The organism is Curtobacterium sp. AG1037, assembly GCF_003349855.1.
Taxonomy (GTDB): Bacteria; Actinomycetota; Actinomycetes; order Actinomycetales; family Microbacteriaceae; genus Curtobacterium; species Curtobacterium citreum.
In genome coordinates this window covers 89,823-110,749 of sequence record NZ_QQAO01000007.1, presented here as the reverse complement: position 1 = coordinate 110,749, position 20,927 = coordinate 89,823, and the positions used below count along the sequence as shown (strand labels likewise).

Here is a 20,927-nt window from a genome sequence, read left to right as displayed (position 1 = left end):
CGCATGATCGCGGGGGTCTCGTGCTGGATCGGGAGGTCGATCAGGCGGGGAGCTGCAGCTCCTGGCCGGCGTAGATCAGGTTCGCGTCGTCGATGGTCGACGTGTTCGCGGCCCACAGCTTCATGTAGCCGCCGTCGACGCCGAGCTTCGTCGCGATGCTGTCCAGGGTGTCGCCGGACTGGATCGTGTACGTCTTGCCGCTCGTCGGGACCGCAGCGGGCTTCGACGGCGCAGCGGGCTTCGCCGCCTGCGTGGCCGCCGGCGCCGTGCGCTGCGGGGTGACCTGCTTCGGCGCCGCCTGCTGCGGGGCGGCCTGCTGGGGAGCGGCCTGCTGCGGGGCCGGAGCCGCGGCCTGCGGTGCCGCACCGGCGGTCCCGCTCAGGCCGAGCTTCGCGGAGCATGCCGGCCAGGCGCCCCAGCCCTGCGAGGCGAGGACGCGCTCGGCCACGGCGATCTGGGCCTCGCGGCTCGCCGACGCCGGGTTGCCCGAGCCGCCGTTCGCCTGCCAGGTGCCGAGATTGAACTGCAGGCCGCCGTAGTAGCCGTTGCCGGTGTTGATGGCCCAGTTGCCGCCGGACTCGCACTGTGCGAGCGCGTCCCAGGTCGAGCCGGACGCTGCGTTCGCGGGCGCCGCTGCGAGGCCGACACCGGTCGCGGCGATGCCGGCGAACGCCAGGCCACCGACGATGGTGCGGGTACGGGAAAGCTTCTTCATGGTTGATCGCTCCACCGGGACCACGGACCGCACGCCGCCGGAGCGGTCTCGGTCGCCACTGCCCGTCCCGACCGATCGCGGTCGTGTCGTGGGGTGCGCCTCCGGGGGCAGTGGTCTCGTGCCGGCGGCGTCTGGTCGGCCACCATAGGAAACTCAGGACTGTTATCAAACCGAGACCAACGGTTCTACCCGTTGCTGCTACGTACCCCATCGCCGTTCCTGTACGCGGCGATCGCCGCGTCCATGGTGATCGCGCCGTACCCGGGTACGTGACCTTGGCAGTTCCCTGGCAATGCGACGGACTGGAGGCGCGGGGCGGGCTGGTGCAGAGCCTCCCGTCCGTCCCCTGGTCGCCTCCTGGTCAGTCCCTGGACAGCAGGGTGACCGCCTCGAGGTGGCCGGTCTGGGGGAACATGTCGAGCATCCGCGCGCGGTGCAGCCGCAGCGACGGCATGCGGGCGAGGTCCTTCGCGAGGGTCACCGGGTTGCAGCTCGAGTAGACGACGTGCTGCACGTCGGACTGCTCGAGCCAGCTGGACAGCGTCTCGCCGATGCCCCGCCGGGGCGGGTTCACGACGACGAGCTCGGGGACGGCGTCCGGACGGGCACGGAGGGCGTGCTCCGTCGCGTCGTCGGCGGCGAAGCGCACGTCGGACAGACCGGCCTCGCGCGCGGACTGCTTCGCGGAGCGGACGGCCTCACGGCTCGTCTCGATGCCGGTCACGGCGCGTCCGGGGCGTGCAGCGTGCAGGGCGAAGCCGCCGACGCCGCAGTACAGGTCCCACATCGACGTCGGTCCCACCTCGTCGATCCACGTCGACGCCTGGCCGTACAGCTGCGCGGCGACGGAGGTGTTCGTCTGGAAGAAGCTCTGCGGCCGGAGGTGCATCGTGACGTCGTCGAAGCGCATCGGCAGCGTCTCCTGCTCGGTGAGCACGACCTCGCGCTCCCCCTCGGTCACGGCCTTGTGCTCCGGGAGCAGGTTCACGGTGACGACGACGGCCTCGGGCAGCACCTGCCGCAGGGCGCCGAGGTGCTCGCGGAGGCGCGGGAGCTGCCCCTCCGAGCGGAGCACGAACCGGACCATGAGCTCGCCGTCCGGGGACTCCGTGACGAGCACGAACTTCAGCTCGCCCCGACGGGCCGCGACGTCGTACGGGATGAGCCCGACGTCCGCGACGAAGTCCGCCAGGACGGGGAGCGCCCGTTGGACGCCGGGCGTGCAGATGCCGCAGTGCCGCAGGTCGACCCCGCGCCGACGGTCGTCGAGGATGCCGATCGTCGGCCGCTGGACGGTCCCGCCGACGACCATCTTCGCCTTGTTCCGGTAGCCGGACTCCGGGCTCGTGATCGCCGGGAGCCAGGAGACCGCTGCCGCACCCCCGGCGTGCTCGACGGCGTCGCGCAGGAGCTCGCGCGTGCGGATCTCCTTGTCGAGCACCTGGTCGGCGTAGGGCTGGCCCATCAGGGTGCAGGACCGGCACACCCCGCGGTCGAAGTAGTCGCACTGCATGGCCGGGTCAGGATACGGCAGCGAACTCCCGGACACGGTGGCCGGACACCTCTGCGAGCAGTCGCTCGTAGGCGGCGCACACCGAGGGCCAGTCGTACGCCGAGGCCGCCCGGGCCCGCACAGCCGTCCGGAGCGCCCGCTGCGCTGCCGGATCCTCGAGCAGGTCCGTCACGGCGTCCGCGATGGCCGCCGGCTCCGGCTGGACCAACCGGGCACCGGTGTCGGCGAGGACCTCGCGGTTGTAGACGGTGTCTCGGGCGACCACCGGGGCACCGCAGTGCATCGCCTGGACGAGCGCGGGGTTGGTCCCGCCGACGCTGTGCCCGTGGAAGTAGGCGCCGGCGTGCTGCCAGAGCGCGAGGAGCCGGGCGTCGTCCGAGACGTGGCCGAGCCAGCGGACCCGCGGGTGCTCGTCGGCGAGCGCGCGGGCCTGCTCGTCGAGGTCGCCGCCGTACCCGGTGGACCCGACGATCACCACCGGGTGCCGCTCGCCGATCCGCCGCGCCGCCGCGAGGAACTCCGGCACGGTGTTCTCCGGGACGAACCGGGCGACCAGGAGCGCGAAGGGCACGCCGTGGAGGTCGGCGTCGTCGTCGTGGAGCGGCAGTGGGCCGAGCTCCGTGCCGCCGTAGGGGATGACGGCGCCGTCCCGACCGAGCTCCCGACGCCAGTAGCGTCCGATCGCCTCGGCGTCGAAGACCAACTCGGTCCCCCACCGCGCAGTCATCCGGGCACCCCACCAGAACACGGTCCGAGCGAGGCGCCCCCACTTCGCACGCTCCCACTCGAGGCCGTCGACGTTGACGACCGCGGGGATGCCGGCGAGACGGAGGAGTGGGAGCCAGTACCCGTTCGCACAGTTCATCACGAGGACGGCGTCGGGGCGGCGGCGCAGGACGTCGAGCGTGGCGGTGAGCCCGTACGTGAGCGTCGACAGCGACCGGGTCTCGAGTCCGCGGGTCGTGCGCCGGGCGACGCGTGGGTCGAGGTCCGGGTCGTCGGACCGCTCCTGACCGGGACGACCGTAGACCGTGACGTCCCAGCCGGCGTCGGCCAGCGACGGGGCGAGCTGTCGGACGGCGGTCTCGAACCCGCCGTAGTAGGACGGGTACCCCCGCGTCCCGATGATGGCGACCTCGGGCATGACGACACTCCTGATCTCTCGGCTGCGGTGGAATACTACATCGCAGTCGACCAGAACGGAATGTCAGATGCTGGTTGCGTCCCGGGTCGTGGTGCGCAGGCGGTGCACGGACGTGGTCGCGGTGACGAAGAGCGTGCGACCGTCGGCGCCGCCGAAGCACAGGTTCGCGACGACCTCGGGCACCGGCACGTCGCCGATCCGGGTGCCGTCCGGTGCGAACACGGAGACCCCGCGGTGGGTTGACGACCACACGTGGCCGTGCTCGTCGACCCGGATGCCGTCCGGCACCCCCTCCCCGGGGTCGAGGCGGACGAACTCGCGGCCGTTCTTGACCCGGGCGCCGTCGCGATCGTAGGCGCGGATCACGGGCAGGTCCGCGGAGGAACTGGCGACGTAGAGCACCCGCTCGTCGGGCGAGAACGCGAGGCCGTTCGGCTCGTCGCAGTCGAGCACGACCGGTCGCAGGTCCTCGCCGTCGGGGCCGCACCGGAACACCCAGTGGTCGCCGTACTCCCGCTCGCCGGGGTGCCCCTCGCGCGGCTGCGTGATGCCGTACGCCGGGTCGGTGAACCACACGCTGCCGTCCCGCGCGACGACGACGTCGTTCGGCGAGTTGAGGCGTCCGCCGGCCCACGCGTCGACGATCGGGGTGACGACGCCGTCCCGGTCCCGTTCGACCCGACGGCGGCCGTGCGAGCACTGGACGACCGAGCCGTCGCGGTCGAGCACGCGGCCGTTCGTGAACTCGACCCCGGTGGCGTACTCGGTCGTCTCCCCGGTGTCCTCGTGCCACTGGAGGATGCGGTCGCCGGGGATGTCCGACCACCGCAGGGTGCCGTTGGCGGGGACCCAGCACGGCCCCTCGGCCCAGGTGCTGCCGGTCGCGATCCGCTCGAGCGCGGTGGGGTCGGGGACGAGGTCGGTGAGTTGCACGGGGGTCTCCTCCGGGATCTGCGGTCAGTGCTGCGCGACGGGGGACAGCACGAGTTCGTCGATGCGGACGTGCGGCGCGGCGCCGAGCACGAACGCGACGGTCCGTCCGACGTCCTCGGGCTGCAGCATGCGCGCCCGGGCGTCCGCGTCCGGCACGACGGGGCGCTGGTCGAGGAAGTCCGTCGCGACGTCGCCGGGGCACAGGTGGGTCGCCCGGACCCCGTGCTGCGCCTCCTGCTGGTTGAGCGTCCGCACCACCGAGCCGAGCGCGGTCTTCGACGCCGAGTAGGCGACGCCGGCGCCCGGCTGGAACGACCACCCGGCGTAGGACGACACGGCGACGACCACGCCGCCGGTGGCGCGGAGGGCGGGCAGGGCGGCATCGACGACGGTCACGACGGCCGTCAGGTTCGTGTCGAGGACGGCGCGGACCTGGTCGAGCGACTGGTCGTCCCACCGGCGCCGGGGCGTGTTCAGGCCCGCCGCGAGCAGCAGTCCGTCGAGCCTCCCGTGCCGTTCGAGCACCGTGTCCCGCGCCGTACGCACGGCGTCGGCGTCGGCGTCGGCGACGTCGACGGGCAGGACGTCGGCGGTGCCACCCGCGGCGCGGATCGTCGCGGCGACCTGCTCGAGCCGGTCCGCCCGACGCCCGCTGAGCACGACCGTCCAGCCGTCCCGCGCGGCCGCGACGGCTCCGGCCGCCCCCATGCCGCTGCCGCCACCCGTGGTCCAGAGCACCTTCGCCGTCATGGTGGAACAGTATGGCTCTCGCGGCGTCGCGGTGGTCGGCGCGCGACACCGACGACAGGAGCGACGATGCACCTCGACCTGACCGACCGCGTGGTCCTCGTGACCGGGGCCGCCCGAGGGATCGGCGCCGTGCTCGCCGACCGGTTCGTGACCGAGGGCTGCCGGGTGGTGGCGCTCGACCTCGCGTTCCCGGACGCACCGACGACCGGCGTCGACCAGGTCCGCTGCGACGTGACCGACCCCGCGTCCGTGCGCGCGGCGGTGGACGGGGTCGTCGCCCGGTACGGCACGGTCGACGTGCTCGTGAACAACGCCGGCATCAACGTCGAGGGGACGGTCGCCGAGCTCGGGTGGGACGCCTGGCGCCGGTGCATGGACGTCAACGTCGGCGGCACGTTCCTGGTGGCCCAGGCGGTCGCGCCGGTCATGCAGGCCGCCGGACGCGGACGGATCCTCAACGCGGCGTCGTTCGCGGCGATCGTGCCGAGCGTCGGGAGCGCGGCGTACGCGGCGTCGAAGTCCGCGGTCGTCGCCTTCACCCGGGTGCTCGCGTCCGAGCTCGGGCCGTGGGGCATCACCGTGAACGCGTACGCGCCGGGCATGGTGCCGACGGCGATGAACGGGTTCGCCGAGATGCCGTCCGCCGCGCAGGACCGGCTGCTCGACACGCTGTCGATCCGGCGGTGGGAATCGGCCGACGACGTCGCGGACCTGCTCGTGTTCCTCGCGAGCGACGCAGCCGGGTACGTCACCGGGACCCTCGTCGACGTGTCCGGCGGGAAGCTCGCGACGCAGATCCCCGCGAAGGCGTACGAGCGCTGACCCGCAACGCCCGCGCCGGTCGCGGTGCAGAGTGGTGGGGCAGTCTGCTCCCGCACGTCGCCGGCTGTCCGGCCGTACAGGAATTTGCCAACCGCCTGCTCGTAGGCTGTGAGGGCCCAGTGAGCCGGACTGCAGCCCGACCCCGAGGAGGTGCCCGATGGTCTCCGTCCTCGTCGCGTTCGCGATCGTCGCCCTGATCGTCCCCGCCCTGACCCCCCTGCTCGGCCGCCACGTCTTCTCCGTCGCTGCCCTCGCACCGGCCGCTGCCGCGGTGCTGACCGTCGCCCAGACGGACGCCGCACTGCACGGCGGGGTGACGAGCACCTGGCGGTGGATCCCCGAGCTCGACCTGGCGATCGCACTGCGGATGGACGCCCTGTCGTGGGTGCTCGCGCTCGTGGTGTCCGTCGTCGGTGCCCTCGTGCTCGTGTACTGCGCGTCGTACTTCGGTCGCGACGAACCCGGGACCGGCCGGTTCGCGGGCGTCCTGACCGCCTTCGCCGGCTCGATGTACGGGCTCGTGGTCGCCGACGACGTGATCGTGCTCTTCGTGCTGTGGGAGGCGACGACCGTCTTCTCCTACCTGCTCATCGGACACGACGCCGCGAAGCGGGCCAGCCGCGCGGCCGCCATGCAGGCGCTCATCGTCACGACCGCCGGTGGCCTGGCGATGCTCGCGGGGCTCGTCGCCCTGTCCGTGACCGCGGGGACCTCGAGCCTGTCCGGCATCATCGCGCGGGCCCCGGGGCTCGTCGACCGACCGGGACCGCTCGTGCCGGTGGCCGTCGTGCTCGTGCTCCTCGGCGCCCTGACGAAGTCGGCGATCGTCCCCTTCCACTTCTGGCTCCCCGCCGCGATGGCCGCCCCGACCCCGGTCAGCGCCTACCTGCACGCCGCGGCGATGGTGAAGGCCGGCATCTACCTCGTCGCCCGGCTGGCCCCAGCGTTCGCGCTGGTGACCGGCTGGCGCGAGACCGTCACGGTGCTCGGCGTCGCCGGCATGCTCATCGGTGGGTACCGCGCCCTGCGCCAGACCGACGTCAAGCTCCTGCTCGCGTACGGCACCGTCGCGCAGCTCGGCTTCCTGGTGCTCGCGGTCGGCTGGGGCGTGCCGGCCCTGGCGCTCGGCGGGGTCGCCCTGCTCGTCGCGCACGCCACCTTCAAGTCGACGCTCTTCCTGGTCGTCGGGGCGGTCGACCACGCCACCGGCACCCGCGACCTCCGGAAGCTCAGCGGGCTCGGGCGCCGCACGCCGTGGCTCGTCGTGGTGAGCGTCCTCGCGCTCGCGTCGATGGCCGGGCTGCCGCCGACGATCGGCTTCGTCGCGAAGGAGGCCGTGCTCACCGGCTTCGTCGAGGAGCTGCACGGTGCCCAGGCCGGGTGGGCGTGGGTCGCCCTGATCGGGGTCACGCTCGGGTCGGTCCTGACCGTGGCGTACTCGCTGCGCTTCCTCTGGGGCACCTTCGCCCGGAAGCCCGGGGTCGCGGCCACGGAGCCGCACGGACTGCACGGCCTCGGCGTCGTGCCGTCGGTGCTCGCCGTCGCCGGGGTCGTCCTCGGCCTGCTGACCCCGGTGGTCGCGCACGGCATCGAACCGGCGGCCGCCGACGCCGCGCTGCCGGGCGAGGTCCCGCACCTGGCGCTCTGGCACGGCCTCGAGCCCGCCCTCGGCATCTCCGCGCTGACGCTCCTCGGCGGCACGGCCCTGTTCCTGCTCCGTCGTCCGGTCGGCGCCCTGCAGGACCGGCTCGAGGGCTCGCCGAGCGCCTCGGGCACGTACCGCCGGACCATGCGCGGGCTCGACCGCTTCGCGACCGGCCTGACCGCCAGCCTGCAGCGCGGCTCGCTCCCCTACTACCTGACCGTGATCCTGTCGGTGTTCGTCGCCGGGGCCCTCGCGAACCTGGTGCTCGGCGGTCCGTGGGCGTTCCACGTCCGGTTCGCGGACTCGTGGGGCCAGGTGCCCGTCGTCGTCGTGATGGCGATCGCGGCGATCGCCGTGCTCACCGCGAAGACCCGGTTCGCCGCGGCCGTCCTGGTCGGCGTCACCGGCTACGGCATGTCCGTGCTCTTCGTCCTGCACGGCGCCGTCGACCTCGCGCTCACGCAGCTCGTGGTCGAGACCGTGACGCTCATCGCGTTCGTGCTCGTGCTCCGCCGGCTCCCCCCGCGGATCGCGACCGCGAACCCCTCGCGGTTCCGGATCGTCCGCGCGCTCTTCGCCGCCCTCGCCGGGGTCACCCTCGCGGTCGTCGTCGTCGTCGCGGCCTCCGCCCGGACGGCCGAGCCGCTCTGGCCGGACCTGCCCGCGCTCACGAGCTCGTTCGGGCACGGCCTGAACGTCGTGAACGTCGCCCTCGTCGACCTGCGCGGCTGGGACACCCTCGGCGAGCTGACCGTCGTCGTCGCCGCGGCCACGGGCGTCGCGAGCCTGATCTTCCTGGACTCCCGCGAGGACACGCTCCCGCGGCTCCGGGACCTGCCCTCGAGCGTGACGAGCGACAAGCACCGCCCGGACGGGGAACCCCGCGCCTGGCTGCCGACGAGTGCCGCGATCCCGACCGGTCGCTCGGCCCTGCTCGACGTGGTCGTGCGCCTGCTGTTCCACGGGCTCATCGTCCTGTCGCTCTACCTGCTGTTCGCCGGGCACAACGCCGCCGGCGGTGGGTTCGCCGGCGGTCTCGTCGCCGGGATCGCGCTCGCTGCCCGGTACCTCGCCGGTGGTCCGGCCGAGCTCGGCGCCGCCGCCCCGGTCCGCGCCGGACGCCTGCTCGGGCTCGGGGTCGCGACCGCGGCGACGACCGCGATCGTGCCGCTGTTCTTCGGGAAGGAAGCCCTGTACTCCGAGTTCTTCGAGGCCACCGTCCCCGTGCTCGGCCACGTGGAGTTCGTCACCGCGACGTTCTTCGACATCGGGGTCTACCTGGTCGTCGTCGGGCTCGTGCTCGACGTGCTCCGGAGCCTCGGTGCCGAGGTCGACCGCCAGCGCCTCGAGGACTCCCGCGCCCCGATCGCCGACACGACCGAGTCCGACCCCGCCGACAACGCCGCAGCCTCGACCCCGGAAGGGAGTGCCGCATGACCATCACGCTGGTCCTCGTCATCGCGATGGCGGTGCTGTTCTCGTGCGGGGTGTACCTGCTGCTCGAACGCTCGCTGACGCGGATGCTGCTCGGCTTCCTGCTGCTCGGCAACGCGCTCAACCTGCTGCTGCTCATCATGTCCGGCACCGCAGGCCGGCCGCCGATCGGCAAGTCCGCCGAGGGCATCACCGACCCGCTCCCCCAGGCCTTCGCCCTCACCGCGATCGTCATCACCTTCGCCGTGAGCGCGTTCCTCCTCGCGCTCATCCACCGGTCCTGGAAGCTCTCCCGCGCCGACGAGGTCGAGGTCGACGAGGCCGACGCCGCGATCGGCAAGGACCGCGACGACCCGGCGGACGAGGACCCCGAGATCGACACCGACCCCGAAGCCGCGCAGCGCGAGGAGGCCTCCCGATGACCTGGCTCGTCCCGCTGCTCGTCCTCGTCCCGCTGCTCGGCGCGGCCGTCGCGCTCGGGCTGCTCCGGCACCAGAAGCTCCAGCGTGCGATCACCGTCGCGGTGCTCGCGGTCGCCGTCGCGGTCGCGGCGACGCTCATGGTCCTGGTCGACCAGCACGGCACGATCGTCGTGCAGGTCGGCGGCTGGGAGGCGCCGTACGGCATCTCGCTGGTGGTCGACCGGTTGAGCGCCCTGCTCCTCACCGTGAGCGCGAGCGTGCTCCTGCTCGTCCTGCTGTTCTCGATCGGGCAGGGCCTGGCCGCGGACGACGAGGACGCCCCGGTCACGATCTTCTACCCGACCTACCTCGTGCTCGCGGCGGGTGTCCTCGACGCGTTCATGGCCGGCGACCTCTTCAACCTCTACGTCGCGTTCGAGATGCTCCTGGTGGCGAGCTACGTGCTCATCACCCTCGGCGGCAGCGAGCAGCGGGTGCGCGCCGGCACGACGTACATCGTCACGAGCCTCATCGCGTCGGCGATCTTCCTCGCCGCGATCGGCCTGGTGTACGGGGCCACCGGCACCGTGAACATCGCGCAGATCTCGCAGCGCATGGCCGAGCTCCCGGAGCACGTGCAGCTGCTCCTGCACACCATGCTGCTCATCGGGTTCGGCATCAAGGCCGCCGTGTTCCCCCTGGCGTTCTGGCTGCCGGACTCGTACCCGACCGCCCCGGCCCCGGTCACGGCGGTGTTCGCGGGCCTGCTCACGAAGGTCGGCATCTACGCGATCATCCGCCTCGAGACGATCATCTTCCCGAGACCGCAGCTCAACACGGTCCTGCTCGTCGTGGCGGTCCTGACGATGATCGTCGGCGTGCTCGGCGCGGTGTCGCAGACCGACGTCAAGCGACTGCTGTCGTTCACGCTGATCAGCCACATCGGCTTCATGGTGATGGGCATCGGCCTCGGCACGGTCGCGGGCACGGCGGCCGCGGTGTTCTACACGGTGCACCACATCGTCGTGCAGACCACGCTGTTCCTGGTGTCGGGCGTGATGGAGCGCGTCGGCGGCACGACCTCGAGCCGGTCGCTCGGCGGGCTGCTCAAGGCGGCACCCCTCCTGGCGGCGCTGTACCTGGTCCCGGCGTTCAACCTCGGCGGGATCCCGCCCTTCTCCGGCTTCATCGGCAAACTCGGCTTGTTCCGCGCAGCGGCCGAGGACGGCTCCCCGATGGCGTGGGTGACGGTCGCCGCCGGGGTCGTCACGAGCCTCCTGACCCTGTACGCGCTGATGCGCGTCTGGGACGCCGCCTTCTGGCGGCCGAAGCCGGCCGCCGAGGCGGCGGCCCCGCACGTCACGACGGCCGAGCCGCACGCGCACCTGCGGTCGCCGGAACCGGCGCCCCTCACCGTCTCCGAGGAGACGGGCGAGGCGTACCACCCGGGAGGCTCGACCACCGTCACCGACGCACCCCACGCGAGCAGCGCCTCCCGTCCGGCGACCGGCGCGACGGCCACCGCCGGCGAAGCGCCGGAGCCGGCCCGCCTGCCACGCATGCTCGTCGCCGTCACGACGGTGGCGGTCCTCGGGTCGGTCGCCCTGACGGTCGTCGCCGGGCCGCTCTACGGCTACGCGACCCGCGCGGCGGAGTCCCTCGAGTCCCCCGACCGCTACGTCCAGGCCGTCCTCGGAGGTGCGCGATGACCGACGTCCGCCGGATCTCGAACGCACGACGCATCGCCGTCGCGTGGCGCTACGACGTGCCGCTCGTCGCCGGGCTGACCGTGCTGTGGGCGCTGCTGTGGGGGTCGTGGACCGTCCTGACGCTGCTCTGCGGCGTGGTCGTCGCGCTGCTCGTCACCCAGCTGCTCCCGCTCCCGCCGGTCCCGCTGTCGAAGCGGCTCTCGCTGCCCCGGCTGCTCTGGTTCCTGGTGGTCTGGGCCGGGCTCGTCGTGGCGGCCTCGTTCCGGGTCGCCTGGGTCGCGGTCCGGCCGCGCGGTGTGCGGCGGAGCTCGATCGTGCTCGTGCAGCTGCACACGACGTCCGAGATGACCTTCACGCTCGCGACGCTGGCGATCTCGCTCGTGCCGGGATCGTACGTCGCCGACGTCGACCTGCCCCGTCGACGGCTGCTGCTGCACGTGCTCGACACCGAACGCGTCGAACAGGTGGAGGCCGCGACGCGCGAGGCGCACCGGATCGAGGAGATGGTGATCCGGGCGATCGGTTCGCGACAGGACGTGTCCGAGCTGGCCGAGCCGCTGCCGGAGGTGACCCGGTGAGCGCCGCGGTCGTCGTGATGGCCGTCGGGGTCGTCCTGCTGCTCGTGCTGCTCGGTGCGACGCTCGCCCTGGCGGTCGGTCGGATCGTCCGCGGGCCGACCATCCTGGACCGGATGATCGGCTCGGACATCGTGCTGACCACCGCGCTCATCGTCATCGCCGCGGCGATGGTGGTCCGCCGGGACCTGACCGCCGTGCCGGTGCTCGTGGTCATCGCGGCCACGAGCGTGTTCGCCACGATCGCGGTCGCCCGAATCGTCACCCCGTCGTCCGACCCCTCCGACGAGGGGCTCGACGCGACCACCCCGGAGCACGCCGTCGACGAGGAGCGCCGCCCGTGATCGAGATCCTCGAGTCCTTCGTCGACACCGCCGGCGTCCGCGCCTGGGTCGCCCTCGTCCTGCTGCTCGTCGGCGCCGCGCTGTCCCTCGCGGCGGCGATCGGCATCGTGCGGTTCCCGGACCCCCTCGTCCGGCTGCACGCGATGGCGAAGCCGCAGGTCCTCGGGCTCGCGATGGCGCTCGCGGCGGTCGTCGTCGCGGTGGGGACCTGGACGGCGTTCTGGGTCGTGCTGCCGGTGATGGTGTTCCAGCTGTTCCTGGTGCCGGTGTCGTCGCACATGATCGCCCGGGCCGGTCTGCGGTCGAACGACTACCGGCACGAGGACCTGCTGGTCGACGACACCGAGGACTGAGCCGGCGGGGCGACCGGTGCGGCTCGGGGCGGCCGGGGCGTCGCTGCCGTCAGCGCCCGGTGAGCAGTGCGTCCTCGTCATCGTCGGACAGACCGGCGCCGTGCGGGTGCTCCGGCTGCCGCACCTCCCACGCCAGGGCATCGCACAGGGTCTCGGCGAGCGGACGCAGCGTCAGTCCCGCACGGACCGCCCGGGCGTTCGACCGGTCGTTCATCCCCTGGTGGTCCGCGTCGGGGATCCAGAGCGGCAGCGATCGCGCACCGGCCCACGGCGCGACACCGTGCCCGATCAGGGTGTCGTCGTCGAGCGCCACGACCGGCGCGGACGCCCCCGCGACGCTCCGCGCAGCGCCGAGGTGCTGGCGCAGGGTGACGGGGTCACCGGTGACGTTCGAGACGCCCGGCCGACCACCCTCCGCGGCGCCGACGAGCCAGCCGGCGAGGTCGCGGACGTCGACGACCGCGGTGGGACGGTCGCCGTCGGCCGGCACGACCACCGAGCGGCCGGTCGCGGCGGCGTGGGCGAACCGCCAGGGCCAGTACCCCGACCTGCCGGTGTGGTCGCCCGGTCCGCCGACGAGTCCCGCCCGGGCGATCGACGCGCGCTCCGGGCCGAAGCCGTCGGTGACCGCGCGCTCGCACGCGACCTTCGCGGCGCCGTACTCGGCGGGGTCGTCGCTCGGCGGCAGCAGGGCCGCGGTCTCGTCAGCACCGCGCTCGGCGTGCGAGGCGTACACGCTGACGGTCGAGACGAACACGTACCGGTCAGCGACCGGCTCGAGGGCCCGGACCGCGCGGCGCACGTGCGCGGGCGTGCGGGACACGTCGACGACCGCGTCCCACCGACCGTCCTCGACGACCGCCTCGAGGGCGTCCGGGTGATCCCGGTCGGCGACGACCGAGCGGGCACCCGCGGGGACGGTGGAGCTGCGGGCGAGGCAGGTGACGTCGTGACCGGCGCGGAGGGCGTCGTCGGCGACCGCTACGCCGAGCCAGGCGGTGCCGCCGAGGACCAGGAAGCGCATGCCGCCATCCTGCTCCGGTGAGCGGGCCTGCGGTCTCCGGCGGCCCGGCCCGTCAGGCCGTGCGGCGGGCCAACACCAGGTTGAGCACCGCCGCGAGCACGACGAGCGCCGCCGCGTACGCCGGGAACGCCATCGCCGCGCCGGCCCCGGCACGTTCGGCGACCTCGCCGACGATCGCGGACGCCACGGACTGCCCGACGATGACCGCCGAGCCGAGGATCGTCATCGTGGTCGCCGAGCGACCGACCGGGGAGCGCTCGGACCCGAGGCTGTACTGCGCCACCAGGGTCGGCCCGATGCCGATGCCCATCAGGCCGAGCACGAGGGCCACGGCGCCGACCGAGTCCGCCGCCGCGAACGCCACCGCGCCGGCGAGCAGCACGACGCCGAAGGCGAGCCAGCGCCACCCGACGCCGAACGCCCGAGGGAAGGCCGCCGAGCCGAGCGCCAGGGCCGCGGAGCCGATGCCCATGATCCCGTAGAGCAGCCCCGCCTGGGACGACTCCCCGTGCTGCTCCATGAACGCGGTCAGCGAGGTCAGCGTCGAGCCGAAGAACAGCCCGACGCCGAGGATCCCGAGCACCACGACGACGAGCCGCGGGCGGAGGAGCTGCGTCGCGGGCGCCGGGGTCTCGCGCTCGGCACCGCCGACGACGAGCCGTCCGGTCGGGTGCAGCGCGAAGGCCGTCACGAACACCAGGGTCAGGGCGGCGGCACCGGCGACCGCGACCCACGGGGCGATCGCGCTCGCCAGGAGCCCGACCAGGAACGGTCCGACGATGAACACCGTCTCGTCGGCCGCGGACTCGTACGCCATGGTGCCGCTGAGCACGCGCTCGTGCCGCTGCGGCGCCATCCGCTGCCGGATGATCGCGACGAGCCGGGTGCGGGACATCGGGGCGACCTGCGGCGCGCTCGCGCCGATGCAGAACGACATCGCGAGGACGGCGAGGTCCGGCGCGGTGCCCGCGACGACGAACGGGAGCGCGCCGAGGAGCACCGCGTTCGCCAGGCCGACGGGCACCAGCACGGCGCGCTGGCCGAACCGGTCGGCGGCGGCACCGACCAGCGGGCCGAAGACGGCCGAGCCGATGCCGACGAAGGCGGAGTTGACACCGCCGAGGGCGACCGAGTCACGGGAGGCGACGACGAGCGTCAGGACGCCCACGACCATCATGGCGAACGGGAGCCGGGCGACGAACGCGATCGGGAAGTACCAGCGACCGGCGAGGGAGACGAGGGACGCATCGGTGCGTCGGGGTTGGAGCATCAGGGGTGTGCCTTCTGGGGCCGGCCTGGATCGAGCGGGCCCATCGGGTGCCGCCGTTGTCCGCCGGGGTGCCGACGGCCGGTAGATACACACTGCGTGTCTTGTTCGCGGTCGAGGGTACCAGGGGCCGCTGCGCGCGGTCGTAGGATCTCGACCATGGTGGAGATCCCGGAGCCGAAGCCGACCGACCTGCTCTCCATCGGCGAGGTCGTCCAGCGCACCGGGGTGGCCGCGTCGGCCCTGCACTTCTACGAGCGCAAGGGCCTGATCCACCCCGAGCGCACGACCGGCGGCACACGGCTGTACCCACGGCACGTCGAGCGGCGGATCGCGATCATCCAGGTCGCCAAGCGGCTCGGCATCCCGCTCGCCGAGGTCGCCGAGCAGTTCGCCGCGCTGCCGACCGACCGGATGCCGTCGCTCCGCGACTGGGCACGGCTCAACGAACGGTGGCGGGCACGGCTGCGGGCGCGCCAGCTCGAGCTCGAGCGGCTGCAGCAGGAGATGACGCAGTGCATCGGCTGCGGCTGCGTGTCGTTGAACGCGTGCCTGGTCGTCAACCCGGGCGACGCGCTCGGCGCGGAGGGTCACGGCGCCCGCCGGCTGCTCCCGATCGACGACGAGGCGTCGCGACAGCGCGCCTGAACGCTCGCCCGATCGCGCGGACCGGCCCCACACCGGACGGGAGGATCGTGGCGGGCCCGCCACGATCCTCCCGTCCGACGTCAGTCCCGTCGTCGCAGGCCGTCGTCGAGTCGTGCCAGCAGGGCCGCTGCGGCCTCGAGGCCGCGCTCGTCGCCGCCGAGGGCGGCGCGCAGCCGCCCCGCCCAGGACGCGTGCAGTCGGGCGATGCTCTCGTCGGCGAGCGGCGTCGGGTGCAGCTGGACGGTGCGGGCGTCCTCCGGGGCGGTGCGGCGCTCGACCATGCCCTTCGCGACGAGGGAGCGGAGCGCGGCGCTGCAGTTGCTGCGCTGGAGGGCCGTGGCCTCGGCGACCGCACTCGGAGAGGCCCCCGGGTTGCGGTGCACCCAGCGCATGACGAGCGCCTCGGTCCCGGTGAGCGGGACGATGTCGAGGGCGTGCTGGCCGTGCGGGTCGACCTCGCGACCGATGCGCAGGACGACGTCGGCGAACTCGGCGAGGGCGTCGTCGGAGACCGCTGGTGCCATGCGGTCACTGTACCGTCCCGACCGCATCAGTTATGCTTTCATAACCATGACGACCGACACCGGATCCATCCGCGCCACGACGGCGAAGCCCTCCTCCCGGCCGACGGGCATCACGACACCGCTGCTGCTCGTGCTCGGCCTGCTCAGCGCGGTCGCCCCGTTCGCGACCGACCTGTACCTGCCGGCGTTCCCGCAGATGACCACCGAGCTGGCGGCGTCCGCGACGACCGTGCAGCTGACCCTGACCGCCTTCCTGGTCGGGGTGACCGCCGGGCAGCTCGTGTTCGGCCCGCTGTCCGACCGGTTCGGCCGCGTGCCGCCGCTGCTGGCGGGGGCCGCGCTCTGCGTGCTCGCGAGCGCCGCCGCGGTGCTCGCGCCGAACGTCGCCGTGCTCGTCGTCGCCCGGCTGCTGCAGGGCCTGGGCGGCGCAGCCGGGATGGTGATCGGGCGGGCGGTGATCTCCGACCTCGCGACCGGCAAGCCCGCGGCGCGCGCGTTCTCGCTCATGATGATCGTCGGCGGGGTCGCCCCCGTGGTCGCGCCGCTGCTCGGCGGGCTGCTCACCGGGCCGATCGGCTGGCGCGGGCTGCTGACGATCGTGCTCGGGCTGTCGGTGGTGATGCTCGTCGCCGTGCTCGCGGTCGTGCGGGAGACGCACCTGCGCTCCCGGCGGGACGCGCTGCGCGCCGAGCGGGTGTCGGCCGGGTCGCCGCTGCGGGCGCTGCGCTCGCGGACGTTCGTCGGGTACACCGCGGTGTTCGGCTTCGCGTTCGCGGTGATGATGGCCTACATCTCGGCGTCGCCGTTCCTGTACCAGGGGATGCTCGGGCTCGACACGGTCGGCTACGGCATGGCGTTCGGCCTGAACGCGCTCGCGCTGATGGGTGTGAGCGTCCTGTCCGCCAGGCTCACCGCAACCCGTTCGGTCGAGGGCGTCCTGACGCTCGGGATCGTCCTGGTCGTGGCGTCGACGGTGGCGTTCGCGCTGCTCGTCGTCACCGGAGCCCCGGTCCTGTGGCTCGCCGTGCCGCTGTTCACCGCGGTGGGGTCGCTCGGCCTGGTGCTCGGCAACGCGACGGCGCTCGCGCTCGGGGCGGTGCCCGGGGTGGCCGGCAGCGCGTCGGCGGTGCTCGGGGCGCTGCAGTTCGGCCTCGCGGCGCTGGTGTCGCCGCTCGTCAGCCTGGGCGGGGAGGGCACGGCGGCGCCGCTCGCGGTGGTGATGCTCGCGTCGGCCGTCGTCGCCGTCGGGGCGCTCGTGGTGGCGCGGCGGCGCTCACGCCACGCGGGCGTCAGCGGCCGGGGCTGACCGGGACGGCGGCGCCCTCGCGCGGGCGGAGGAACGGGATCCGCGGGGTGGTCCAGTCGACCCAGACGACCCGTGCCGCCGGGGCCACCGCGAGTGCCCAGAGGATCGAGGCGGCCGCGTCCGTCGGGAAGTGCACGGCGTCGATCGACACCGACAGGAACACGACGACGATCGCCACGACGCCGAGGACCTGCGCGAGCCGGTGCCACCGGGTCTCGCGGACGACCCAGACGAGGGCGATGACGAACGCCGTGATGTAGACGGTGTGGCCGCTCGGGTAGCTCGGGTCGGGCTGCACGGGGAACGGGTGCGGCAAGAGCGCCACGTCCGGCCGGGCCCGGTGCACGATCTCCTTCACGACCGCCGAGGGCAGCCACGTGATCGCGATCGTCATCCCGAAGCCGAGCGCCGGTCGCAGGTCCCGGGCCCGCCACCAGATGATCCCCGCGACGACGAAGGTCAGCGCGATCGCCGGCACCGGGCTGATCACGTGGTAGACCGCGGTCGTGAAGGCCCCGAGGGCACCGACGTGCACGGTGTTGAACGCCTTCGCGAGCCCGAGGTCGACCGTGCCCAGGAAGAACCCGACGACGGTGAGCACCAGGACGGCGACGACCGCGACGAGGACCGTGGTGAGCGGGCGCGGGTTCGGTTCGAGGATGCCGACCACGTCGGCCGTGCGCCGACGGCGGCGGAACTCAGGGTCGGTCATCCGTCCATGGTGGCAGGGGCGACGGCTCCCGGGGCGCCGAGCCAGCAGCGCGAGCCTCCGAGAGCACTCAGGAGGTGCTTCGAACTCGCAGCACTAGACTGCCGCCGTGACCGAACCCGTGCCGCCGCTCGACCCCGCCGAACTCGGTGCCTACTTCTCGCTCATCGAGGTGAGCAGCCTGCTCCGGCACACGGTCGAGCAGCAGCTCAAGGACGCCGGGGGCCTGAGCTACGTGCAGTTCCAGCTGCTCGCCACGCTCGGCGACGCCGCGGACGGCAGCCTGCGGATGACCGACCTGGCGGACGGGGTCGTCTACAGCCGGAGCGGTCTGACCTACCAGGTGGGGCTGCTCGAACGGGACGGCCTGGTCGTGCGGGCCCCCTCGGCCGAGGACGAACGGAGCGTCACGGTCTCGCTCACCGACGCCGGCCGCGCGCTGCTCGGTCGGGTCTTCCCCGGGCACGTCGAGGTGCTCCGGCAGCTGTTCCTCGTGCCCCTGTCGCGCGAGGACGTGCAGACGCTCGACGACGTCCTGGGCCGGGTGAAGGCGCACATGCGGACGGTCCCGCCACGGTCGGCACGGCCGCGGCGCAAGCAGGCCTGAGCGGTCGGCCCGGTCCGGTCGATCGGCCCGGTGCGGTCAGTCGGCGACGTCGAACACCACGACGCGCTCGCTCGACGCCCCGATGTGGTCGGCGACGGGTCGGTGCTCCGGGTGCGGCAGGTAGGCGGCGAGCGCTTCGGGGTCACGGAAGCGCACCGCGAGCATCCAGTCGAAGCCGCCCTCCAGGCCCTCCGTGCTGATGCTCGGCCCCGAGTGCACCGACTCGACCCCGTCGATGCGGACGAGGTGCTCGCGGCAGAGCGCGTCCGCGCGGCTCCCGGCCTCGTCGTCGCCTGCCCACGTCACCAGCACCACGTGCGTCACCCCGGCCATCGGTTGCTCCCGTCGTCGTGACCGATGCTGCCAGCGTGCCCCTGGGACGGACGGGAGGCTCAGGGCGGTGTCGCCACGTGCCTCCCGTCCGGTGTCACGCGCGTTCCGTCCCATCGCACCCGACGTGGGATGCCGAACCGCGCGTACCAGGTCGGAACGGACGACCCGCTACGCGCGGAACAGCTTCCTTCGCGCGGAACGGCCCGCTACGCGCGGAACGGCCTCCTGCGCGCGGATCAGAACGCGGGGGTGCCGCCGGCGATCGTCACCGTCGAGCCCGACTGGTAGCTCGATTCGGGGCTGACCAGGTGCACGTAGGCGGCGCCGAGCTCGGCGGGCTGGCCCGGGCGACCGTAGGGGGCCTGCTCGCCGAAGTGCGCCACCGTCTGCGCGTCGTCGGAGCCGGGCTGCAGCGGCGTCCACACCGGCCCGGGTGCGACCGAGTTCACGCGGATGCCCTTCGGTGCGAGCTGCTGGGCGACGGCCTCGGTGAAGGTCTTCACGGCGCTCTTCGAGATCGCGTAGTCGACCTTGTCGGGCGACGGGGTCGACGCCTGGATCGATCCGGTCGTGACGATCGTCGACCCGGGCTCGAGGTGCGGCACGGCCGCCTGCGTCAGCCAGAACAGCGAGTAGATGTTCGTCTTGAACGTCGAGTCGAAGTGCTCGGTCGACAGCGTCAGGATGTCGTCGTTGCTGTCCATGCGACCGGCGACCATGACGAGCGTGTCGAGGCCACCGAGCTCGTCGACGGCCTGCTGGACGAGGTCCTTGCAGTACTGCTCGTCGGAGATGTCGCCCGGGACGAGCACGGCACGGCGCCCCTCGGACTCCAGGAGGTCGCGGACCTGCTCGGCGTCCTCCTGCTCGTCGGGCAGGTAGGAGAGGACGAGGTCGGCGCCCTCGCGGGAGAGCGCGATCGCCGCCGCGCGTCCGATGCCGGAGTCGGCGCCGGTGACGATGCCGCGGAAGCCGGTGAGCCGCCCCTTGCCGACGTAGCTCTGCTCGCCGTGGTCGGGCTCCGGGTCCATCTTCCAGGCGGCTCCCGGGAGGGACTGCTCCTGCTCGGGGAACGGCGGCTTCGGGTAGAGGGAGATCGGGTCGCGCTTCTCGTACTGGCTCATGGGGCCATGGTGCTCGGCGGCTGCTCCGCGCCGGTCCAGCGGGTGCTGTCACCCGCGCACCCAGGCCACGCCCGGGCGACGGGCGTTGCCTGCTCGCGGTCACCCGAACAGCAACAGGAGGCACCACATGGCCAAGACCTGGTTCATCACCGGCGCATCGAAGGGCTTCGGCCGCGAGTGGGCGGAGGCCGCCCTGGAGCGCGGCGACTCCGTCGCGGGCACCGCCCGGGACACCGACGACGTGCAGGCGCTCGTCGAGCAGTACCCCGACACGTTCCTGGCGATCCGCCTCGACGTGACGGACAAGGACGCGGACGTCGCCGCCGTCCGGCAGGCCGCCGACCACTTCGGCCGGCTCGACGTCGTCGTGAACAACGCGGGCTTCGGACACTTCGGCATGGTCGAGGAGCTCACCGAGGACGAGGTCCGCGCGCAGCTCGAGACGAACTTCTTCGGAGCGCTCTGGGTCACGCAGGCGGCGCTGCCGATCATGCGCGAGCAGGGCTCCGGGCACATCGTGCAGGTGTCGAGCATCGGGGGCATCAGCGCCTTCCCGACCGTCGGCGCCTACCACGCGTCCAAGTGGGCGCTCGAGGGCCTGTCGCAGTCGCTCTCGCAGGAGGTCGCGGGCTTCGGGATCCACGTCACGCTCGTCGAGCCGGGCGGCTTCTCGACCGACTGGTCGGGCCCGTCCTCGAAGCACAGCGAGGAGCTCGACGCCTACGCGGACGTCCGCGAGGCCGCGTCGAAGCGCCCGTCCGCCTCCGACCCGGGCAAGCCCGAGGCCACGCGCTCCGCGATCCTCAAGGTCGTCGACGCGGACCAGCCGCCGCTGCGGGTCTTCTTCGGCAAGGCGCCGCTCGGCATCGCCGAGCAGGACTACGAGTCGCGCCTCGCGACGTGGCGCGAGTGGCAGCCGGTCGCCGAGGAGGCGCACGGCGCCTGACGCGGGTGCAGACCGCTCGCGTCGCGGACGCGGGTGGGTGCTGTCCGCTCGCGTCGCGGACGCGGGGGTCGACGGACGGGAGGCGCGGTGCGGGCCGGCAC

Annotated in this window: 22 protein-coding genes; 11 read left to right on the top strand and 11 right to left on the bottom strand. The window is 73.3% G+C overall.

Features of this window, described 5'->3' with window-relative positions:
* Nucleotides 1–40: 40 nt before the first annotated feature.
* From DEU32_RS17665 to DEU32_RS11700, 5 genes are all read right to left on the bottom strand, one after another.
* Nucleotides 41–715 (bottom strand): transglycosylase family protein, encoded by a 675-nt coding sequence (locus DEU32_RS17665; RefSeq protein WP_114850693.1) that lies wholly within the window; start codon nt 713–715, stop codon nt 41–43.
* Nucleotides 716–1,076: 361 nt separating this feature from the next.
* Nucleotides 1,077–2,228, bottom strand: coding sequence for a 23S rRNA (uracil(747)-C(5))-methyltransferase RlmC (gene rlmC, locus DEU32_RS11715; protein ID WP_114850692.1), 1,152 nt, complete (start codon nt 2,226–2,228; stop codon nt 1,077–1,079).
* A gap of 7 nt (nt 2,229–2,235) precedes the next feature.
* Nucleotides 2,236–3,372, bottom strand: a complete 1,137-nt coding sequence (locus DEU32_RS11710; RefSeq protein WP_114850691.1) for a glycosyltransferase — start codon at nt 3,370–3,372, stop codon at nt 2,236–2,238.
* A gap of 63 nt (nt 3,373–3,435) precedes the next feature.
* Nucleotides 3,436–4,305: an SMP-30/gluconolactonase/LRE family protein gene (locus DEU32_RS11705; RefSeq protein WP_114850690.1), complete on the bottom strand. Its 870-nt coding sequence runs from the start codon at nt 4,303–4,305 to the stop codon at nt 3,436–3,438.
* Nucleotides 4,306–4,329: 24 nt separating this feature from the next.
* A complete protein-coding gene (locus DEU32_RS11700) occupies nt 4,330–5,055 on the bottom strand; it encodes an SDR family oxidoreductase (RefSeq protein ID WP_114850689.1) in 726 nt (241 codons plus the stop codon).
* A 66-nt stretch (nt 5,056–5,121) separates the two neighbouring features.
* Here DEU32_RS11700 and DEU32_RS11695 point away from each other — a divergent pair, with 66 nt between their 5' ends.
* The 7 genes from DEU32_RS11695 to mnhG all read left to right on the top strand — a co-directional run bounded on the left by DEU32_RS11695 (nt 5,122) and on the right by mnhG (nt 12,338).
* On the top strand, nt 5,122–5,877 hold the full coding sequence (locus tag DEU32_RS11695) for an SDR family NAD(P)-dependent oxidoreductase (protein WP_114850688.1): 756 nt from the start codon (nt 5,122–5,124) through the stop codon (nt 5,875–5,877).
* A 157-nt stretch (nt 5,878–6,034) separates the two neighbouring features.
* The gene (locus DEU32_RS11690) at nt 6,035–8,959 is read left to right on the top strand and encodes a Na+/H+ antiporter subunit A (RefSeq protein ID WP_114850687.1); all 2,925 of its coding nucleotides are present in this window, start codon (nt 6,035–6,037) and stop codon (nt 8,957–8,959) included.
* Nucleotides 8,956–9,378, top strand: coding sequence for a Na(+)/H(+) antiporter subunit C (locus DEU32_RS11685; protein ID WP_114850686.1), 423 nt, complete (start codon nt 8,956–8,958; stop codon nt 9,376–9,378). Before DEU32_RS11690 ends, DEU32_RS11685 begins: the two co-directional genes overlap by 4 nt.
* Nucleotides 9,375–11,066, top strand: a complete 1,692-nt coding sequence (locus tag DEU32_RS11680) for a Na+/H+ antiporter subunit D (protein ID WP_058741434.1) — start codon at nt 9,375–9,377, stop codon at nt 11,064–11,066. Before DEU32_RS11685 ends, DEU32_RS11680 begins: the two co-directional genes overlap by 4 nt.
* The gene (locus DEU32_RS11675) at nt 11,063–11,644 is read left to right on the top strand and encodes a Na+/H+ antiporter subunit E (protein WP_114850685.1); all 582 of its coding nucleotides are present in this window, start codon (nt 11,063–11,065) and stop codon (nt 11,642–11,644) included. The genes DEU32_RS11680 and DEU32_RS11675 overlap by 4 nt, the downstream gene beginning before the upstream one ends.
* On the top strand, nt 11,641–11,985 hold the full coding sequence (locus DEU32_RS11670) for a sodium:proton antiporter (protein ID WP_114850684.1): 345 nt from the start codon (nt 11,641–11,643) through the stop codon (nt 11,983–11,985). Before DEU32_RS11675 ends, DEU32_RS11670 begins: the two co-directional genes overlap by 4 nt.
* Nucleotides 11,982–12,338, top strand: coding sequence for a monovalent cation/H(+) antiporter subunit G (mnhG, locus tag DEU32_RS11665; RefSeq protein WP_114850683.1), 357 nt, complete (start codon nt 11,982–11,984; stop codon nt 12,336–12,338). The genes DEU32_RS11670 and mnhG overlap by 4 nt, the downstream gene beginning before the upstream one ends.
* Nucleotides 12,339–12,387: 49 nt before the next feature.
* On the opposite strand, the gene DEU32_RS11660 is transcribed toward mnhG, so the two are convergent.
* The gene (locus DEU32_RS11660) at nt 12,388–13,362 is read right to left on the bottom strand and encodes an NAD-dependent epimerase/dehydratase family protein (RefSeq protein WP_114850682.1); all 975 of its coding nucleotides are present in this window, start codon (nt 13,360–13,362) and stop codon (nt 12,388–12,390) included.
* Between the two features lie 52 nt (nt 13,363–13,414).
* A complete protein-coding gene (locus DEU32_RS11655; RefSeq protein ID WP_114850681.1) occupies nt 13,415–14,632 on the bottom strand; it encodes an MFS transporter in 1,218 nt (405 codons plus the stop codon).
* A 156-nt stretch (nt 14,633–14,788) separates the two neighbouring features.
* Here DEU32_RS11655 and soxR point away from each other — a divergent pair, with 156 nt between their 5' ends.
* Nucleotides 14,789–15,277 carry a redox-sensitive transcriptional activator SoxR gene (gene soxR / locus DEU32_RS11650; protein ID WP_058743252.1) on the top strand — a complete coding sequence of 163 codons (489 nt, stop codon included), beginning with the start codon at nt 14,789–14,791 and terminating at the stop codon, nt 15,275–15,277.
* Between the two features lie 80 nt (nt 15,278–15,357).
* Here soxR and DEU32_RS11645 read toward each other — a convergent pair whose 3' ends face one another.
* On the bottom strand, nt 15,358–15,801 hold the full coding sequence (locus tag DEU32_RS11645; protein ID WP_114850680.1) for a MarR family winged helix-turn-helix transcriptional regulator: 444 nt from the start codon (nt 15,799–15,801) through the stop codon (nt 15,358–15,360).
* Between the two features lie 46 nt (nt 15,802–15,847).
* Between DEU32_RS11645 and DEU32_RS11640 the strand changes: the two genes are divergently transcribed.
* Nucleotides 15,848–17,107, top strand: a complete 1,260-nt coding sequence (locus DEU32_RS11640; RefSeq protein WP_114850679.1) for a multidrug effflux MFS transporter — start codon at nt 15,848–15,850, stop codon at nt 17,105–17,107.
* Here DEU32_RS11640 and DEU32_RS11635 read toward each other — a convergent pair.
* Entirely contained in the window at nt 17,091–17,819 is a 729-nt protein-coding gene (locus DEU32_RS11635; protein WP_114850678.1) for a phosphatase PAP2 family protein, read from the bottom strand. The two genes, DEU32_RS11640 and DEU32_RS11635, sit on opposite strands and share 17 nt — an antisense overlap.
* Nucleotides 17,820–17,925: 106 nt before the next feature.
* Here DEU32_RS11635 and DEU32_RS11630 point away from each other — a divergent pair, with 106 nt between their 5' ends.
* Entirely contained in the window at nt 17,926–18,423 is a 498-nt protein-coding gene (locus DEU32_RS11630; RefSeq protein WP_114850677.1) for a MarR family winged helix-turn-helix transcriptional regulator, read from the top strand.
* A gap of 36 nt (nt 18,424–18,459) precedes the next feature.
* On the opposite strand, the gene DEU32_RS11625 is transcribed toward DEU32_RS11630, so the two are convergent.
* Both DEU32_RS11625 and DEU32_RS11620 read right to left on the bottom strand, forming a co-directional pair.
* Nucleotides 18,460–18,756 carry a Dabb family protein gene (locus DEU32_RS11625; RefSeq protein ID WP_058742870.1) on the bottom strand — a complete coding sequence of 99 codons (297 nt, stop codon included), beginning with the start codon at nt 18,754–18,756 and terminating at the stop codon, nt 18,460–18,462.
* A gap of 236 nt (nt 18,757–18,992) precedes the next feature.
* On the bottom strand, nt 18,993–19,880 hold the full coding sequence (locus DEU32_RS11620; RefSeq protein WP_058742871.1) for an SDR family oxidoreductase: 888 nt from the start codon (nt 19,878–19,880) through the stop codon (nt 18,993–18,995).
* Between the two features lie 127 nt (nt 19,881–20,007).
* Between DEU32_RS11620 and DEU32_RS11615 the strand changes: the two genes are divergently transcribed.
* Entirely contained in the window at nt 20,008–20,826 is an 819-nt protein-coding gene (locus DEU32_RS11615) for an SDR family oxidoreductase (protein WP_114850676.1), read from the top strand.
* Nucleotides 20,827–20,927: the final 101 nt, after the last annotated feature.

Excerpts from the sequence above, each read along its gene's own strand:
- DEU32_RS11690 (WP_114850687.1), top strand. The coding sequence starts at position 6,035 with ATGGTCTCCGTCCTCGTCGCGTTCGCGATCGTCGCCCTGATCGTCCCC.
- DEU32_RS11625 (WP_058742870.1), bottom strand. The coding sequence starts at position 18,756 with ATGGCCGGGGTGACGCACGTGGTGCTGGTGACGTGGGCAGGCGACGAC.
- DEU32_RS11710 (WP_114850691.1), bottom strand. The coding sequence starts at position 3,372 with ATGCCCGAGGTCGCCATCATCGGGACGCGGGGGTACCCGTCCTACTAC.
- DEU32_RS17665 (WP_114850693.1), bottom strand. The coding sequence starts at position 715 with ATGAAGAAGCTTTCCCGTACCCGCACCATCGTCGGTGGCCTGGCGTTC.
- rlmC (WP_114850692.1), bottom strand. The coding sequence starts at position 2,228 with ATGCAGTGCGACTACTTCGACCGCGGGGTGTGCCGGTCCTGCACCCTG.
- DEU32_RS11695 (WP_114850688.1), top strand. The coding sequence starts at position 5,122 with ATGCACCTCGACCTGACCGACCGCGTGGTCCTCGTGACCGGGGCCGCC.
- DEU32_RS11615 (WP_114850676.1), top strand. The coding sequence starts at position 20,008 with ATGGCCAAGACCTGGTTCATCACCGGCGCATCGAAGGGCTTCGGCCGC.
- DEU32_RS11645 (WP_114850680.1), bottom strand. The coding sequence starts at position 15,801 with ATGGCACCAGCGGTCTCCGACGACGCCCTCGCCGAGTTCGCCGACGTC.
- DEU32_RS11675 (WP_114850685.1), top strand. The coding sequence starts at position 11,063 with ATGACCGACGTCCGCCGGATCTCGAACGCACGACGCATCGCCGTCGCG.
- DEU32_RS11700 (WP_114850689.1), bottom strand. The coding sequence starts at position 5,055 with ATGACGGCGAAGGTGCTCTGGACCACGGGTGGCGGCAGCGGCATGGGG.
- DEU32_RS11640 (WP_114850679.1), top strand. The coding sequence starts at position 15,848 with ATGACGACCGACACCGGATCCATCCGCGCCACGACGGCGAAGCCCTCC.
- DEU32_RS11655 (WP_114850681.1), bottom strand. The coding sequence starts at position 14,632 with ATGCTCCAACCCCGACGCACCGATGCGTCCCTCGTCTCCCTCGCCGGT.
- DEU32_RS11685 (WP_114850686.1), top strand. The coding sequence starts at position 8,956 with ATGACCATCACGCTGGTCCTCGTCATCGCGATGGCGGTGCTGTTCTCG.
- soxR (WP_058743252.1), top strand. The coding sequence starts at position 14,789 with ATGGTGGAGATCCCGGAGCCGAAGCCGACCGACCTGCTCTCCATCGGC.
- DEU32_RS11635 (WP_114850678.1), bottom strand. The coding sequence starts at position 17,819 with ATGACCGACCCTGAGTTCCGCCGCCGTCGGCGCACGGCCGACGTGGTC.
- DEU32_RS11660 (WP_114850682.1), bottom strand. The coding sequence starts at position 13,362 with ATGCGCTTCCTGGTCCTCGGCGGCACCGCCTGGCTCGGCGTAGCGGTC.
- DEU32_RS11680 (WP_058741434.1), top strand. The coding sequence starts at position 9,375 with ATGACCTGGCTCGTCCCGCTGCTCGTCCTCGTCCCGCTGCTCGGCGCG.
- DEU32_RS11620 (WP_058742871.1), bottom strand. The coding sequence starts at position 19,880 with ATGAGCCAGTACGAGAAGCGCGACCCGATCTCCCTCTACCCGAAGCCG.